We start from the raw sequence: 14,942 nt of genomic DNA, 5'->3' as shown, positions 1-14,942 counted from the left end.
AGAACTATTGGATTGGGAAAAGTGTAAAGAAAATCAATTCTTACAGGCTATAGGATGACGGAGCATTGTTGGTAGTATTCTATCTCGAAAAAGTTTTTATGTAACCGAGCTTTTAAGTCCAACCGAGTTACATGCCAAAATGTGTGTCCGTTAGTCTGTGCTGTTGGAGTATCTGACTGATGTGTGGAGCTCGGTCCAGTTAATGGCGGCGCCGTGATGTTGGGTTAGTGAAATTAGAAAGCTATCGGTGATGTCAAGAGCATCACCGATAGAAGTGTCCTAGCTTTCATCTCTGTTTTCGATGGCGTTCAACCTTGTTTCCAAGAAATACAGGGTTTGTGCAATGTCTGCTATTACAGTTTCGAGGGTAAAAGCCGACGCCTGTCCAGACTGTTGCAGTTTAACTCGTGCAATGATGCCGCTGATGAAGCACTGGGTTGCCGGATAAATGATTTGATCTAAATCTTCTTCTAATCCTTCCAACGAATTTAGGAAGTTCTTACTTATATCCTGATCTGGCATTTACAATCTCCTTTAATACATAATCACTAGCCATGCTCCATTGTGGTCCGGTTTCATCTTGCACCACAACCAAAGCAAAGTGTTTCTTATCCCATGCGTTCAACGTATACCTTGCAGCTCCGCAACACTTTTGCCCCAATTGAATCCCATGGCGGTAAAGCCTACGGATTTTTTCACAATCTAAACCGATTCTCGGTAGCTGTCAGCAGCATGCATAATCTCGGGCGGAACGAGGGGGTCGGGCTGTATACTGCTCATGCACTGCTTCGAGTACACCAGCATATTCGATGGCGATAAGGGCAGCTACTTCTGCATTGATGAGTTCTGTGTAATTGAATTTTCCATCACTGCCAGTAGTGTGCTTCATGATGATGTCAAGTCCACGTTGAACATCTTCCTCAGTTATTGGTGCGGCAGCTTGTTCGCTCTACAAAACGCTCGCATGGGCTGCAGTAGGTAGTATGAGTGCCATGCAGGCCAGTGCGGAAAGAAACACTGTGACTAAGCGGATAACTATTTTCTTGGCTGTGGGTGCCAATCTTGTATCGTCAAGCATATTAACCTCCATTGGTGAAAATGAAATACGTAGGTTAGCGTATAACAAGGTTACCAAAAAAATGACAGATTATATGATATGTCAATTTTGGCCGTGTGGGAGTGGGTGTCTTGTGTGAGGGGGGCATACTAATAACCCGTGATATTAATATGGTTTGCCGGGGATGTGGTGTCCTTTTCGATTGGTTCATAAGAACCAGATCGAAGAGGGCCAGACATTGCTCGGTGTGCCATGTGCCGATGAAGAAGCATGGGCGCGCGGCTTCATTATTGTCCCCTGAATGTCCCTAGGAGATTTTAAGAACGAAAGATAGGGTTTAAAAACCGTTGGTATTCCAACCCTTTGACGGGTCGGTGATATTTGAACCCGCGACCCCTTGTTGAGAAAGGCTGCTGTACGTGTACATGCTAGCTGCCCTTAACTATTGCTAATAACGACTGGAATACTACCGATACTAGCACGTTCCGAATACTAACTGATACGAGCTGAAACGGGTACGTTAGTGTATCAATGTGCCCGAAATGTGCCCGATTGATTATTGGAAAATAGTCACGCCCAGATGATGACTAACTACAGCTTTGGTTGAGCACAGCACAAAGGCAGTTGGCAGTGCCGAACTCCAAACGGCAACAATGATTGCTCGTAATCTGGTCAATGGTATTAAATGTGTCAAGACAATCTGTGGACCCTACATCATGAGGGGCAAGCTGTTTTCCGATTGCGTAACGACCGGAAAACAGTGCGTTAGCAGAATGGTCGAGCTGATCCAGCTCGGCAGGGCTCGGGGCGGCAGCCCCGTATCATTCTCGGACCGCTACAAAGCAATAATTTACGATTGCCTAATGCAAGAGTCAAACACCGCCGGTTAGAGAATGCATTTTTTCTGAACTGACCATCCAGCGATTGTCGATGCTCAGGGCCTATGCGTAGTGTCCGTACAGGATTCGAGATTTCTCCCTGATCGTAGATGTCGTTAATATTACTCCAGAAAAGCTCTGATCGATCGAAGGCTCTAGCGCAAGCAATTCCTCTTGCTGGAATTATAAATCATATTGGTGTGTTGGGTGGGGGCGGTAACGCCCCCCCCCCACCCAACACACCAATATCAATGACATTAATCGTAAAAATGCGATCTTGCGGTACTACAGGCTATGACAGATCGCGTCAAACCATACCTTCAGGGTGATCGAATAGTCGTCAATCGAAATCGACACATTCTTAGAAAATGTCCATTATTTGGAACGATGGCAAGCCTCAACACGAAGTACTGCTATTTTTTAAAACAACCACCCTATGAGAGGAGGTGAGCACCATGATGAAGTTCAAGAAGAAGTATCAGAAGCCGGCGATTAAGCCCGTAGCTCTGACTGCTGCAAGTATGATCCTGTCGTAACTAGTGGCATAAATGGTTTGCCGACGTGCACAGTGAGTTATTAACTACGCTCGTCGGCATTTTGAGAGAAGGTCAATATGGACATCAATGTGGTTCCAAAAGCTGACTTACGTGTGCGTTATAACCGTGTCGGCAAAAGTGCTTTTCTAATTCGCGAAAGTTGTGGTTTTGAATTGAATGAACTAGGTCGTGAAATTTGGTCGAAAATTGACGGCATCGCAAGCGTAGAAGACATAGCAAGAGCAATAGCCTCAGCGTATGATGAAGAATCTGACCAAGTTGTTCAAGACGTAGTAGAATTCCTTGGCGAATTGAAAAAGAACCACTTAATAACGCTTCAAGAGAATTTATAATTCTTCATGCGAGTATTAGTGGTGACCGTTATCTATGCGGCGATTCTAAGCATTAACCATTCTCATCTCAGATGGACAGCTCATTTTAGGTTTAGGAAATGGTTGAGGCCAGCTATCAGACTTTTCCCATATTTATTGGGCCTCTGTATAACTGGTAGTCCAAAAGGCAGCAACAGCTTTGCGGGATTTTTAGCAGCGATTATCTGTGCTGTCTTATTTTCACTCGTCCAGTACAAGAGCATGGTTATGATACTTGCCCCGGGAAGCCCCGAATTATATCCTCCCTACAAGAGCAGGGTTGAAAAGTATCGACAGGCTGGTTTCCAAGTCCTTGCAGGCCCGTTCCAAGAGTTGTTTTACAGAGGATCATTAGTCGTAGTACTGCAGGAGCTCCTTCCGGCATACTTGATAGCAATTATTAGTTCACTGTTATTCGTCCTCGAACATGTCGTGCAATTCGAATCAGGCAGGAAGTGGAGGATATCAGATTATTGCCTGCAAGCGCTGGTCGGACTTGTCGCATCCATCATTGTCTTGTATGGCGGCACTCTCGGAGCAGCATGCTTTTTCCATTTTTTGGTTAACTTGCCACATACCATCCTTTACTTCAAAATTCCGTATCTTAAGGACCAGAAATGCTAACGCTCGATAATAGAATTCCCTCAAAATTTATTAATCCGATTCAGAACGCACTCCTCGCTCTGTCTTCCGATTGTCTATTCGTATACGTCTCAGGTTCATTCATTGAGGGATTTGCTAACGAAACATCTGACATCGACTTGTTTGCTATTCACGAAAAAGAAGCACCAATTCGAAATGCGCTTTTCACTAATTCTACGGGTGCGCAAGCTGAAGTTGAATGTGAAGGTGATGCAATTGTCGATACGGAGCATTTGACACAGCGACGATTAAAAGAAATCGTTGATAAACTCAGACTACTCGATATAGCTAATGATGACGGCGCTTTCCGGAATTTAACGAATGGTGAGCTGCAATTTTTGCACCGCTTAGTCATAGGTGTCCCATTGGCCGGAGAAGAAGTATTCAATTTATATAGGCTACAGATAGATGTAAGACGCATATCATGCGTGATAGCGAGCAGAGCATTACTTAACTGGCATGAAGACTATAATGACGCTCTTGGCGCCATTGAAAGCCGCCAGTCGGGAACCGCAATGCTGCAATCACGCGCAGCATTAGCCGATGCAGTTGACGCATATCTCGCATGTAAAGGGTCAACAAACAATAAGCCAAAATGGCGGTATGAAAAAGTTGCTGCTTATTCTCCTGAATTGTCAATTTCCATTCTCGAAAAAGATATTGACTGTTCGATTGAGACATCAGAGATTCTTGCTAAAGCAGCTGAAAGAATGAGCTTTTCCCAACATTTATCTCAACTCGCTTACGACATGCTGGAAGATTTGAAAGAACAGTTAGCTGACGCATGAAACTGATCAAGCATAGGCTCCCTAGAGCATTCAATGAGTTTTGGATAAGTCAATCGTTATCTATGGTTGGTGACGAAGCGAATGATTTTGTCTGGACAATGGTTCTGATAACCGGATACTCAGTGAGTGCAGAGTATTTATCTATGGTGAACTCACTTGTGCAAGCGATAACTATAGTAATACCACTTGTGGTTGTTCCACTTATCAAGAAATATAATGTATTCGTAACAACGGCTGTTTTAGATTTTGCCCGTGGAATCCTTTACGTATTATGCGGCTGTTTATGGATTAAACACGTCATGTCCTTAACGTTATTTGTTGCGATAATCATTGTGACAGAATGTTTGGGACGTATCTTCTCGACTTTAGTGTACACGGCGCCCATATATCTTGTTTGCGATGACGATCGCATCACAGCCAACTCGAGAATGTCGTTGTCGGAGTCAGTCTCTAGAATAACAGGGCCGCCACTGGGGTCATGGGTTGTGAATGTATTTAACACAGCGGGTGCATTCTTTTTTAACTCACTAACTTTCTTTATCAGTTTTGTGGGGTCATTTTTGGTTCGCAATCACGGGGCAGCCGAGCACAATGATAGCGGGAGGAGTAAGCTTAAAGAAATTTCTTGGGGCTTTAGATTGCTGCTAACAAACAACAATCTAAGGAAAATTACGCTCAACACATTCTTGTATAACGCAATTGCAAGCGCCTTGATGACCTGTTTCCCTCTCATTGTTTTGAGAAGCATGGGATTGAATGGACATCAATACGCAGTAATCTTGTCTCTGGGATCGTTGGGCGGGATAGCTGCGGCGTTATTGGCTCCACATTTCACAGAATATTTCGGATTTCAAAGATCACTATTGTTCGGGATTCTAATACAGATTCCGACTATTCTACTATTACCCATCCTCCAGAATTCTTCATTGCCGCTAAAAGTATCTGAGTGTATTGCATACGTCGTTATGGATTCCTTTGGGGCCACTCTTTATGTTATTGCGAACGGAACCCTTAGACAGAACATCGTCCCTGCGCATGATCTGGCCCAGTTCCAGGCATCATACAAGTTCGTTACGCATTTAGGGGCTCCTGTCGGTCCACTAGTTACAGCATTAATTGCATCTTTCGGCCCAATGTCACTTGTTCCATATATCGCTTCGATCTGCTTTTTTCTACTATCAATTTCTGTGTGGAAGTGGATTCAGGAAGGTTCTTTGAATGAATAACGGCAATAGTCAAAAAATTCTTTGCTCGATACCAGGCTTAAGCAGCAATTGTGCTGTAACTGGTTATCCAATCGAAAAGATTGGCGATCTGGTCACAGCGTGGAAGCCCTATCTGACCGCCACTGAAGTACCCAACGAAGAGTCAATCGCCTCATTCGTTAACTTGAATGTGTCGAAGACAACACGAACTTCACGTATTGATGAAGTTGATACTCAAACAAAGTCACACAAGACATATTTTTATATTGAGTCAAAGATTCATCCAGGAATAGACGGGAATCTCACTTTAGTGAGACAGATCAGATCCGCAATCGTGCTTAGCGAATTGCTAAACTATCCAACATCTACAGCGCCTGTACATGGTGCCGTGGTCAAGATGGGTGAATCGACGTTGGTATTAACTGGTCCTAAGGGTGCAGGTAAGACAACAACCCTAACGTCATTGCTGCAAAACGGCGGACAGCTTATTGCTAATGATAAGTTCATAATGAAGAAAATGGGTAGTTCTACAGCTGCAGTGGGTTTACCGAGTTCCGTAAAGGTTATTGCAAGTTATGCAGACTCACTTTCACATCGACACGCTCACGATGAAGAAAATGGGAAACTTCATATTTGGTCGAATGATTTCGCTGAAATGTATGGCACAAAGTGCTTACCGTATTCTCTAATATCTAGCATCATTTTGTTGGACCACGCCAAGCAGACTCCCGCAGTTTTCGAACCCATGGATGGACTTGGAGTAGTATCTGCACTTGACGATTACTTGTCGCCTGGATTCGAGCCAAAACTTCGACCTTTCTTCCCAAGCAGTTTCCCCATTCTAGAACTAATCTCAGGGGTCAACTGTTTGCATTTATATGGTGATTTGGGACTTTACGATGGCGGAGACCGACAAAGAGACAATATCGTGCAGATTATTTCTGAGATTAGTTCATAATTGATTGAGCATAGGGGTGACACAGTGTTTGGAGAATTTTGCTCAGGTCCCGCTGAGCTCTTCGGTGACGAATCAGATTCCGTCACTTTCGCTTCGAGTTTTGTAAACAAGCATGTCTCTCAAGAAGAAATCGAAGGTTATGAGAAAATTACAGGTATGCTCAATGCAGCTCAGATTCGAGTATGCGGCCAACCGGTTTTAACACCGGCAATGAAGGTAATAAACCATCAAACGATAAAGATGGAGTTTATTGATGGGACAACTGTCGAAAACTTACTTCTCGACGCAAATCCTGAAGTAAGATTCTATGGAGCTATTATTTGTTTCTCTCTCGTCGATGCACTAAATGTATCCGGGATCGGATGGCTAGACTTTGCCCCCCGAAACATAATAATGCAGGCAAACAAAAATCGAATTATGTTGGTAGATTTTGAGCGAAACGTAGTCAATACAAAGGGCTTATGCCCCAATCTGTGGGTGCACGGTCATCCAATCGAAGAAATTGCGGCACTAGTTCCTGAATCCACACATTTTATATCGTCGTATAATCTTCCATGTCTTCATTCGAAGTGCTCTGCTTTCATAACGGATTGTTTAGGAAAGAGCAGTAGACGCAAAAAGTATTGCCAGTTAAGAAACTCGTATTCAAAAATGACTTATCTTGAGGCAGATCAAAAAATATTACAAGCATCTCATGCGAGGTGTTTGGATGATATGGTTTACTACCCGTCTAAAGTTTTGGACAAAGTACAATATTCATTAGGCCTCGAAGACTATTGGCAAGCGGTGCAGCTTCTTGGAGACAACAGCGCGGAGTTAGTATTCAACAATCTATGCTCTCTCTCGAAGCAAGTTGGACTTTCTGATAAAGAGTGGATTTCGTATTACAACTAAAGGAGACAGGATAAATTATGCCAGCAAATCGATTTGAAGTAGTTAACCTACCTGGTGGCAAACAAATGCCGTTAAACGAAAAGGCGAAGTTGCCGAGCAGCGGCATCGATTTCGTAAACGCAATTAAACCCAGATTGGAATTATTGCCTCCTGGTCGTGTATTAGATATTGGCGCAGGCTATTACGGGATAATCGGCAGCGCATTTGCGCAACTCGGCTGGGAAGTAACACTTCTCGAAAAGAACCCTGACGCGTGTGAGCACTTACAGCAGAGCTTCCCCTATAAGTGCCGAGTATTGAACGAAGATATAAGGACAACAACAATTCCCGACAGCTATTTCGATTGTATTGTCAGCAACCCTGCACAGATGCCAGCGCAATCTGATGATGAGCAGTGGGATCATGATGTAGCAGGAATGTCAGGTTTTGACATGATGGAATACGTTATTCATAGCGCTCACCAAGCCCTAACCGAAGATGGGATTTTGCTTATACTCGTTTTCGGTTTCCATTTGACAGCTGTGAAAGAATGCGCCCAAGAACAGGGGCTTATCCTAAAAAACCAATATCGCATGTTAAAACGCTGCTCCGCAAACGGACATATACTAAGCTCGTTAAAACGACTCAGGCAATTGTATCTAGCATTCAATTGGGATGACGTTTCTGATAAACATGTACTGCCAACTTCTATCGTAGAGCTATCAAGAGGAGAAAGACAAAATGCGTAGCAGCGCTAGGGTCCTTTTTTTCAATCGAAAAATGACAAAAATTCTCCTTTTATGTAATAAAGGAGACCCCAATGAAGATCCATGGTGGATTACTGTTGGTGGTGGTGTGCAGCCTGGCGAATCTTTTGAATTTGCGGCAGTTCGTGAAATCAAGGAAGAAACTGGCGTAACTGTACAACAACAGACTCTTCGTGAGAATTTTATTGGTGTCAGACAGGCTACGCACATCTATCGCAATCGTGAAGCACAACATTTTGAACAATATTATTATGTCACTGTTGCGTTAAACACACCTGATATTGCAAGCTTTACTGACGAAGAGAAACAAGTAATCAAAGAAATAAGATGGTGGACTAAAGAAGAATTGGTGAGAACAACCGATACAATTTGGCCAAGTAATCTTTTAGACCTGTGGGACGGTGCCGAAAGCTTGCAAAAGGAAGGGAAGCATTTAAATATGCCGGTACAAAAACAGAATTGTATCGATTACGTGCCTAGCCTATTAGCTGCACCGCATATGCATTGATGATATTAGTTCGTGTGCTTTGAGAACAATCAGCACCTTTTGCATCATCAACTAGGCGAAGAAGATTCGGTCTCACGCCAATATTGTCGTCCTGATCCTCCAAGATTTGCTGTTGCGAAGGGCAGCTGAAAGTGTGTAAGCTGCCCTTAACCGCTGCTGAAAATTTTCGGAATATCGCAACACTAGCTTGCTCCCACAAATAACTGATGCGAAGTGCATCAGACATGTTAATATATCAGCGTGCCCGATCGGGTTTCACCTTTTTGGTTCAATTCAGCTAGTTTATTGTAAGTCAAAGCCCCATTTTTTTTGGGGGGGGGGGGCTATAGGAACTGAATTTGGTGCTTTGGTTATGCTTGTCAGATGGAAGAGTTGAGAAAGATTGCCGCCGATTTGTTCGGCAGCCTGGGCAGACCGAAGAGTGTGTTAGCGAATCTCTTGGGATGTGTGTGCGTTCCTGCCACAGCGCAAAGGTTTCGTATAATAGAACAAAGTCCTTTCGAAGTCTTAGGTCTGTGGTTTTCTGGCTTGTGATTCGGAGAATGTGCCGGGGGAAGCAATCCCAATCAGGAGCAACAATGAAGGTGGCAAATCCAATCGGGCACATTGATAAACTAACGTACCCGTTTCAGCTTGTATCAGTTAGTATTCGGAACGTGCTAGTATCGGCAGTATTCCAGTTGTTATTAGCAACAGTTAAGGGCAGCTAGCATGTGTACACATACAGCAGCCTTTCTTAGCATCAAACCTCATTCGTGCTTACTCGCCGAAAAGTCGAGGCAGCTAATTCAGATGACGGTGCTTCTGCACAAGACCAAGCAGAAGCACCTTCTACTATTAGGATCGTGTGAGACTCTGACTGCAGTTCAGCTCTGTAACAGCTGTCGGCAATCTTTCGTATCAGATTTGGATATCCTGACCGATGACTTCGGCCACCTCGCAGGTTCGGTTGGGCCATAGGTCCGCGTAGGTGTCTAGGGTCTCGGTAGCAGAGGCATGGCCCAGGACGGCTTGCAGGGTCTTCACGTCCGCGCCGGACTTGATCGCCAGGGAAGCGTAAGTGTGATGCAAGGAGTGGATGACCAGGCCCTCGATATCCTGCCTGCCCGCGTCCCGCAGGGCCGGCGCCCATACCTTGTTCCGCCATTTGGTGGTGGTCTGCCTACCTCCTCGCGGCCCGCGCAGCAGATAATCCTAGGGACCATGGCCATCCAAACAAGTTCTTGATTTTCGGCAGGAGCCGGCTTGGTACGGGAACGAACCTTGTTCTATTGCCTTTAGGCAATGTCTCGATCAGGAGCGAGTCGGCATCGACCGATTGGGTGCGCAGGACGTTGATCCGGTTACGGTTCAAATCCACATCACCGCACCGCAGAGCCAAAGCTTCGCCGATGCGCATTCCCGTATACGCAAGCACGTAGACGACCATGGCGTTGTCCGCGTCCATCTGATCCGCCAGGATCTTGATCTCCTGCGGGGTCAGGTAGATTCGCCGTTGGACGGCCCTGTGTGCGGCACCCTGGCCTTGGTTACAGGATTGACGTCAATCCAACGGTTTTCCACCGCCACATCCAGGATCGAGCCCAGCACGATGTTGCCGGCCGACCGGATCGAGGACGCAGACAGTGAGGAATCCGAGCCTCGCTCACCCACGTAGGGCGCCGTTCCTTCGGCCAGGCTGACGTACCAGTGCTGGATTCGTGACGTGGATATGTCCTTCAATGCGACATCTCCCCATTGGGGCATGACCCACACTCGCTGCTCCCGCCTGTAGCGTCCTTCGGTCGAGCCCCGATCGTACTGGTCAAACCCTGCTGCCAGAGGTCCGCAGCCTCCCGCAACGGTCTATATGAATCCTTGGGGTCCATGTACTGGTTCGACCGTATCCGGTCCTCGATCTCGGCCATGAACGCCTCGGCGTCGGCCCGGTAGCGGAAGAGCTTGCGTCGGCCCGTGCCGTCAACCCTCCAGCGCGCGCCTTTGCCGTAGTCCTTCGATTTGAATTCATCGGGCACTTTTTGCTTTCCCCGGCTCGTCGGCGAACATCGTCAGCGAATGCTTCGCCGATGGCGGGGGTTCCATCTTCGTGCGATGTCCGTCAGCCGTCGTGACCTGGGCGGACTTCAGCCACTTGTCATGTATCCATGCTTTTGCCATACCAACCTCTATGCGTCAGATATCAACTCATTCCAATTAGCGATAACCCAGCACCAACTCACGGCGGCGCACGCTGACGCATGGGAACAGGTATGAGCCAAACACAAAAACCAACGAATGAAAACTAGGCCGTGACGCCTCTCAAGCTGCTGACCCCTGCGGAGGCGGCCGAGATCCTGGTGATACCGATAAGCACCCTCAACGCCTGGAGGACGCAGAAAACCGGGCTTCCATACGTGCATATCGGGCGTTTGGTCAGATACCGGCCCGAGGATGTGGCGGCACTTATCAGCCGCAACACGGTGCGGCCGGAGTGAGCCCGGAGGGGGACCCTGCACATACGATGTGCCCGAAATGTGCCCGATTAGATTTTAGCTACTAAAGCTGGACAGAACAATAGAATATATGGGGCAAGTAATACGAGGTATGGATTGGATTAACTTTTAGATGGCGCCCTCGGCTTCGGCTAGGGCAGAGTTTGACTCGATAATAATGACGCATGTGATGATTCTGGCCTGTGGAATCGCGCTACCGACTATTATCGACAATTTGGCCTCTTTAAACTTCGTATATCCTGCTCGCCGGATACTTATAAGCAGGTCTTCTCTCTATCAGAAGTAGTGCCTCTCACACCGCTCGAAAGACAGGGACAAAAGGTGAATTCCATCCGGGCAGAGAGTGTTTTCATTGCAATGGCCGTGAATGAGCTGACGGCTTACATTTTAAATTCACTGATAATCACACATCACCAAAGCGATGCCTGATTGCTGCAGGTATAGGCCAGGTCACTCGTTATGGTCTGCAGCATTCCTGGACGCGAAGTAAAGCCTTTGCCGGCATTGCGAGGATTTGCGCATGGCACTATTGGGACACTGATTTGACAGGCAGCATAGTTAAAAACTAGGCTTTAAATTTAACAAATTGTAGTTAGCTGCGTTGATAGAGTTAACTGTGAATTAACCTCAGACAAAGATGGTGAGAAAATGTTACTTCCTAGCAAGGTACTAACTAATCCCAATCTAATTATTAATGGTGGATCTCCGACAATTCAGAAGAGAATCACAGAAGACACAGGAATTGATACGCAAGCTTTTTTGGAAGTGGCGGAAGTTGTAAAGTCAGGCCACACCCAATATTGGGGCGGCGGACCTAAAACACATTCTTTAGAAAAAAGCTTTGCGAAGTATGTGGGAAGAGAATTTGCTTTTTTCCATAATTCCGGTACGGCTGCTCTACAAACGGCTTTATTTGCTTCAGGTGTCAATGAGGGTGATTCGGTAGCAGTTACTAGTTCAGGCTTTATCGCTTCTTGAAATGTCATATATCATCTCCGGTGCCGTCCCGTCTTCCTTCCAACAGATCCCAACACAATGCTAGTTCAGCAAGATGTAGAGAAAGAGATTAAGGCAAATCATCCTAGAGCTGCAATTATTACTCATTTCTTCGGTAACATCGTGGATATATCGGCTACTTGTGGATGCATGGATGAGACTTTTCTAATAGAAGATGGTGGTCAGGCACTTGGAGCTTTTTACGATGATCGCCCAGTTGGGAGCTATAGCGATGTTGGGTCATTCGCGTGCAGCAACAAGAAACTTGTAACTGCAGGGCAAGGTGGACTAAATGTATGCGATGACGAACGGTTAAATGAGGCGATGAGAGTTTATTCTCATCATGGAAAAAATTCAGACGGTAATGAAGTAATACCCGGCTATAATTTTCGTGGTGGGGAGATGGAAGCTGTGCTTGCTTCTCATGCTTTAAGCGATATAAAAGAGAGAGTCACTTCTCGGAATGCAGCAGCTCGTATCTTTCAGGATCGTTTTGATCAAGCTGGTATAAAATATGCAGTGCCATTTTCTGAGGTCGACTGCAAGCCAGCTTGGTTTGATATTCCTGTAATTCTCGATAAAGAGTGGGGTGGCTATCGTGATGAATTGCTTAAAGCACTTGTTGCCGAGGGCGTCCCAGCGTGGAAGTACTCATCTTTAATTTGCACACCCTGGATTCGCGCTTATATGAGTTATCATGGGTGGTGGGATGATGCCACAGAAGCGCTAATGGAACGTGAGAAGAAACTGTGGGATCGCGTGTTTGTCATTGGAACCCAATTTACCGAAGACGAAGCCACAATACTTGCCGATAGAATTGTCGGCGTTTTGACCGGAAAATAGGGTCCTGAAAGGTATGACGAATGCAGTATTTAGAGTTAGTTAAAAATGCGGAAGTGCGTTGGCCTCTTTTTTTCGCATTCGTCGGTCGTATACCGCTGTACGTGGTTAATCTGGCTTTAGTCCTATGGGCTAATAACGGAAGTTCGTTCATAATTAGCGGTTTGATGGTCGGACTTTTTAACGTGGGGGGAGCCATTGGTGGGATTATAACCGCTTTGATCGCTGATAAAAAGGGTTCCTCGTTTACACTTCTGCTGACAGGAGTAGTCCAGAGTTTGTGCCTGCTTTCCCTGAGCACTGTGGGGGAAAATGCCATAATTCTGAACGTCATATTGGTCTTTATAGCTGGTTTTTTTACTCCTCCGATTAGTTCGATAATTAGATCATATTGGTCGAAGTTACCAGAGGACAGCAAAGATCCTGCTTTTGCGATTGAATCTATTGCAGGCGAACTGTTATCAGTTGTTGGTCCTCTACTGCTTTCGACTGTGTTGCTTTTTTCTGATAGCTCCCGAGCTTTAGTGGTCAGCGGTTTACTAGTGGTCGTTGGCAGTGTTTCTTTATCCTTAACAAAAGGGATAAGAAATGAAAAGGGTTCGGCTATTCTTTACAAGCATGACACCGGACCAAAAATGCATAGGAGTATAGCAAATACTCTTAGTGTGTTTAAGAATAAAGGGTTTATCGGACTATTTGTTAGAAGAATGCTCGAAGCAGTATCCAATGGGGCTTATGATGTGGCCATACCTGCTTTTGCGATTTGGATTGGCTCAGAGGCATATAGTGGTTCTTTATACTCTGCTTTAGGCATCGGTTCTATTCTGGGAGGAATAGCATATGGCCTTCACAAGTGGAAGATGCCAAAAGAACAAATATATTGTTGGGGTTTGTTGCTATCTGCTATCGGGATGGCCCTTCCTCTTTTAGCTCACAGTTATACGGGTATGTCATTTGCTTTAGGCTTGGGAGCTTTAGGCTTTGCACCGGTCGCAGCAGTGGAATATTCATTAATTGCTCGGTCTTCTGATCGTGTCCATAGATCTCAATCTTTCGCATGGATGACCACTGCCGGCGTTATAGGGTCAGCTATTGGTTCACAGTCTGCTGGAATTGTTACTACATATTTTGGTTTTAGAGAGACTTTTCTGCTGGCTGCTGTGATTTCATTCATAGCTGCACTTCTTGCTTGGCCTATGCGTAAGTATTGGAAGGAGGAAGCAGATGAATCTGTTATTAAAGAATGGAAAGGTGAGTAAAGAACAGTCGAAGTTCGTTTTTAGCAACACAGTTATTGCTGAGGTACTAAAGCAGTTTTCCTGGAAGAAGAGTGATTCGTCTCTGATCATGACACATGGAAACAATTGTCTAGTACTTATCAGGGATGGACTGGTTGTGAGGGTCGGAATAAGCGCAAATATAAATCCGTCTGTCGAAAAAGAGATAATGGATGCTGCTCGATTTGCAAATTTTCCTTCCCCACGAATTTTAGAAATCGGCGCACTGTCATCTGGTATTCCTTACATGGTGTGTGAAGAATTGCCAGGTGAACAACCTGACCAACAGTTTCAATGGGAAGAATTTGGGTTCAAACTGTCGCACTTTCACTCGCACGCAACAAAATCCGTTTTCCCAGATGAGTCCTTTACTCTTCCAGAACGTAAAAATCGTATTGCGTTCGCTAGAGAGGCTAGTATTAAATATCCTCAACTTACGTCACAGATTGATGAGTTCCTAGATGAATTAACCTGTAAGAAAAATGATATGCATTCATATGTACCGGTTCACGGAGATCTTCGCCTTCCCAATATTTTGTCTGTACGGAACCGTTTGGGAGGTGTACTTGATTGGTCAGATACCGTCCCGAGGATGTAGCGGCATTAATCCGCTGCAATACGGTGCGGCCGGAATGAGCCTGAATGTGCCCGAAGGCAAGGGCCATGTGCCCGATATGTGCCCGATTCGGGGCATACAAAAAATTCCAAGGCTCTGCGGCCTTGGAATCATTGCTATCTCGTCGGGCCGGCGGGA

Annotated in this window: 16 protein-coding genes and 1 pseudogene; 12 read left to right on the top strand and 5 right to left on the bottom strand. The window is 45.6% G+C overall.

The annotated features are described in order from the left end of the window. Positions 1 to 279: 279 nt before the first annotated feature. Together BOCO_RS00245 and BOCO_RS07430 are read right to left on the bottom strand one after the other, a co-directional pair. Positions 280 to 522 (bottom strand): hypothetical protein, encoded by a 243-nt coding sequence (locus tag BOCO_RS00245; protein WP_094722113.1) that lies wholly within the window; start codon positions 520 to 522, stop codon positions 280 to 282. A 202-nt stretch (positions 523 to 724) separates the two neighbouring features. Beyond that, a complete protein-coding gene (locus BOCO_RS07430; RefSeq protein ID WP_158520377.1) occupies positions 725 to 889 on the bottom strand; it encodes a hypothetical protein in 165 nt (54 codons plus the stop codon). Between the two features lie 1,659 nt (positions 890 to 2,548). Here BOCO_RS07430 and BOCO_RS00240 point away from each other — a divergent pair. From BOCO_RS00240 to BOCO_RS00205, 8 genes are read left to right on the top strand one after another with little or no spacing between them, the layout of a single operon-like run. Continuing rightward, positions 2,549 to 2,824: a PqqD family protein gene (locus tag BOCO_RS00240; RefSeq protein ID WP_094722112.1), complete on the top strand. Its 276-nt coding sequence runs from the start codon at positions 2,549 to 2,551 to the stop codon at positions 2,822 to 2,824. A gap of 6 nt (positions 2,825 to 2,830) precedes the next feature. Then, a complete protein-coding gene (locus BOCO_RS07635; protein WP_094722111.1) occupies positions 2,831 to 3,466 on the top strand; it encodes a CPBP family intramembrane glutamic endopeptidase in 636 nt (211 codons plus the stop codon). After that, on the top strand, positions 3,460 to 4,272 hold the full coding sequence (locus BOCO_RS00230) for a nucleotidyltransferase domain-containing protein (protein ID WP_094722110.1): 813 nt from the start codon (positions 3,460 to 3,462) through the stop codon (positions 4,270 to 4,272). Before BOCO_RS07635 ends, BOCO_RS00230 begins: the two co-directional genes overlap by 7 nt. Further along, positions 4,269 to 5,498 (top strand): MFS transporter, encoded by a 1,230-nt coding sequence (locus BOCO_RS00225; RefSeq protein WP_094722109.1) that lies wholly within the window; start codon positions 4,269 to 4,271, stop codon positions 5,496 to 5,498. The genes BOCO_RS00230 and BOCO_RS00225 overlap by 4 nt, the downstream gene beginning before the upstream one ends. Next, a complete protein-coding gene (locus BOCO_RS00220; protein WP_094722108.1) occupies positions 5,491 to 6,435 on the top strand; it encodes a hypothetical protein in 945 nt (314 codons plus the stop codon). The genes BOCO_RS00225 and BOCO_RS00220 overlap by 8 nt, the downstream gene beginning before the upstream one ends. A 24-nt stretch (positions 6,436 to 6,459) precedes the next feature. Then, the gene (locus BOCO_RS00215) at positions 6,460 to 7,329 is read left to right on the top strand and encodes a hypothetical protein (protein ID WP_094722107.1); all 870 of its coding nucleotides are present in this window, start codon (positions 6,460 to 6,462) and stop codon (positions 7,327 to 7,329) included. Between the two features lie 17 nt (positions 7,330 to 7,346). Next, complete coding sequence (locus BOCO_RS00210) at positions 7,347 to 8,057, top strand: class I SAM-dependent methyltransferase (RefSeq protein WP_094722106.1); 711 nt, start codon at positions 7,347 to 7,349, stop codon at positions 8,055 to 8,057. Beyond that, entirely contained in the window at positions 8,050 to 8,583 is a 534-nt protein-coding gene (locus BOCO_RS00205) for an NUDIX hydrolase (protein ID WP_094722105.1), read from the top strand. Before BOCO_RS00210 ends, BOCO_RS00205 begins: the two co-directional genes overlap by 8 nt. A gap of 900 nt (positions 8,584 to 9,483) precedes the next feature. Here the strand turns inward: BOCO_RS00205 and BOCO_RS07630 are convergent. Genes BOCO_RS07630 through BOCO_RS07345 form a run of 3 tightly spaced genes read right to left on the bottom strand, consistent with a single transcriptional unit; the run spans position 9,484 to position 10,305 of the window. After that, positions 9,484 to 9,768, bottom strand: coding sequence for a tyrosine-type recombinase/integrase (locus tag BOCO_RS07630; RefSeq protein ID WP_420835382.1), 285 nt, complete (start codon positions 9,766 to 9,768; stop codon positions 9,484 to 9,486). Further along, a complete protein-coding gene (locus tag BOCO_RS07575; RefSeq protein ID WP_094722102.1) occupies positions 9,746 to 10,030 on the bottom strand; it encodes a tyrosine-type recombinase/integrase in 285 nt (94 codons plus the stop codon). Before BOCO_RS07575 ends, BOCO_RS07630 begins: the two co-directional genes overlap by 23 nt. Positions 10,031 to 10,062: 32 nt before the next feature. After that, positions 10,063 to 10,305, bottom strand: a complete 243-nt coding sequence (locus tag BOCO_RS07345; protein ID WP_158520374.1) for a hypothetical protein — start codon at positions 10,303 to 10,305, stop codon at positions 10,063 to 10,065. 566 nt (positions 10,306 to 10,871) lie between these two features. Between BOCO_RS07345 and BOCO_RS07625 the strand changes: the two genes are divergently transcribed. From BOCO_RS07625 to BOCO_RS00160, 4 genes and pseudogenes are all read left to right on the top strand, one after another. Then, complete coding sequence (locus BOCO_RS07625) at positions 10,872 to 11,057, top strand: helix-turn-helix domain-containing protein (RefSeq protein WP_094722100.1); 186 nt, start codon at positions 10,872 to 10,874, stop codon at positions 11,055 to 11,057. Positions 11,058 to 11,723: 666 nt separating this feature from the next. Continuing rightward, positions 11,724 to 12,914: pseudogene (locus BOCO_RS00170) on the top strand (DegT/DnrJ/EryC1/StrS family aminotransferase). A gap of 20 nt (positions 12,915 to 12,934) precedes the next feature. Next, positions 12,935 to 14,170: an MFS transporter gene (locus tag BOCO_RS00165; RefSeq protein WP_094722097.1), complete on the top strand. Its 1,236-nt coding sequence runs from the start codon at positions 12,935 to 12,937 to the stop codon at positions 14,168 to 14,170. Continuing rightward, positions 14,136 to 14,786 (top strand): phosphotransferase, encoded by a 651-nt coding sequence (locus BOCO_RS00160; RefSeq protein WP_094722096.1) that lies wholly within the window; start codon positions 14,136 to 14,138, stop codon positions 14,784 to 14,786. Before BOCO_RS00165 ends, BOCO_RS00160 begins: the two co-directional genes overlap by 35 nt. Positions 14,787 to 14,942 lie beyond the last annotated feature (156 nt).

The organism is Bombiscardovia coagulans (assembly GCF_002259585.1).
Lineage (GTDB): Bacteria > Actinomycetota > Actinomycetes > Actinomycetales > Bifidobacteriaceae > Bombiscardovia > Bombiscardovia coagulans.
The sequence above is the reverse complement of the archived record's forward strand: the minus strand, read 5'-3'. Positions and strand labels throughout refer to the sequence as shown.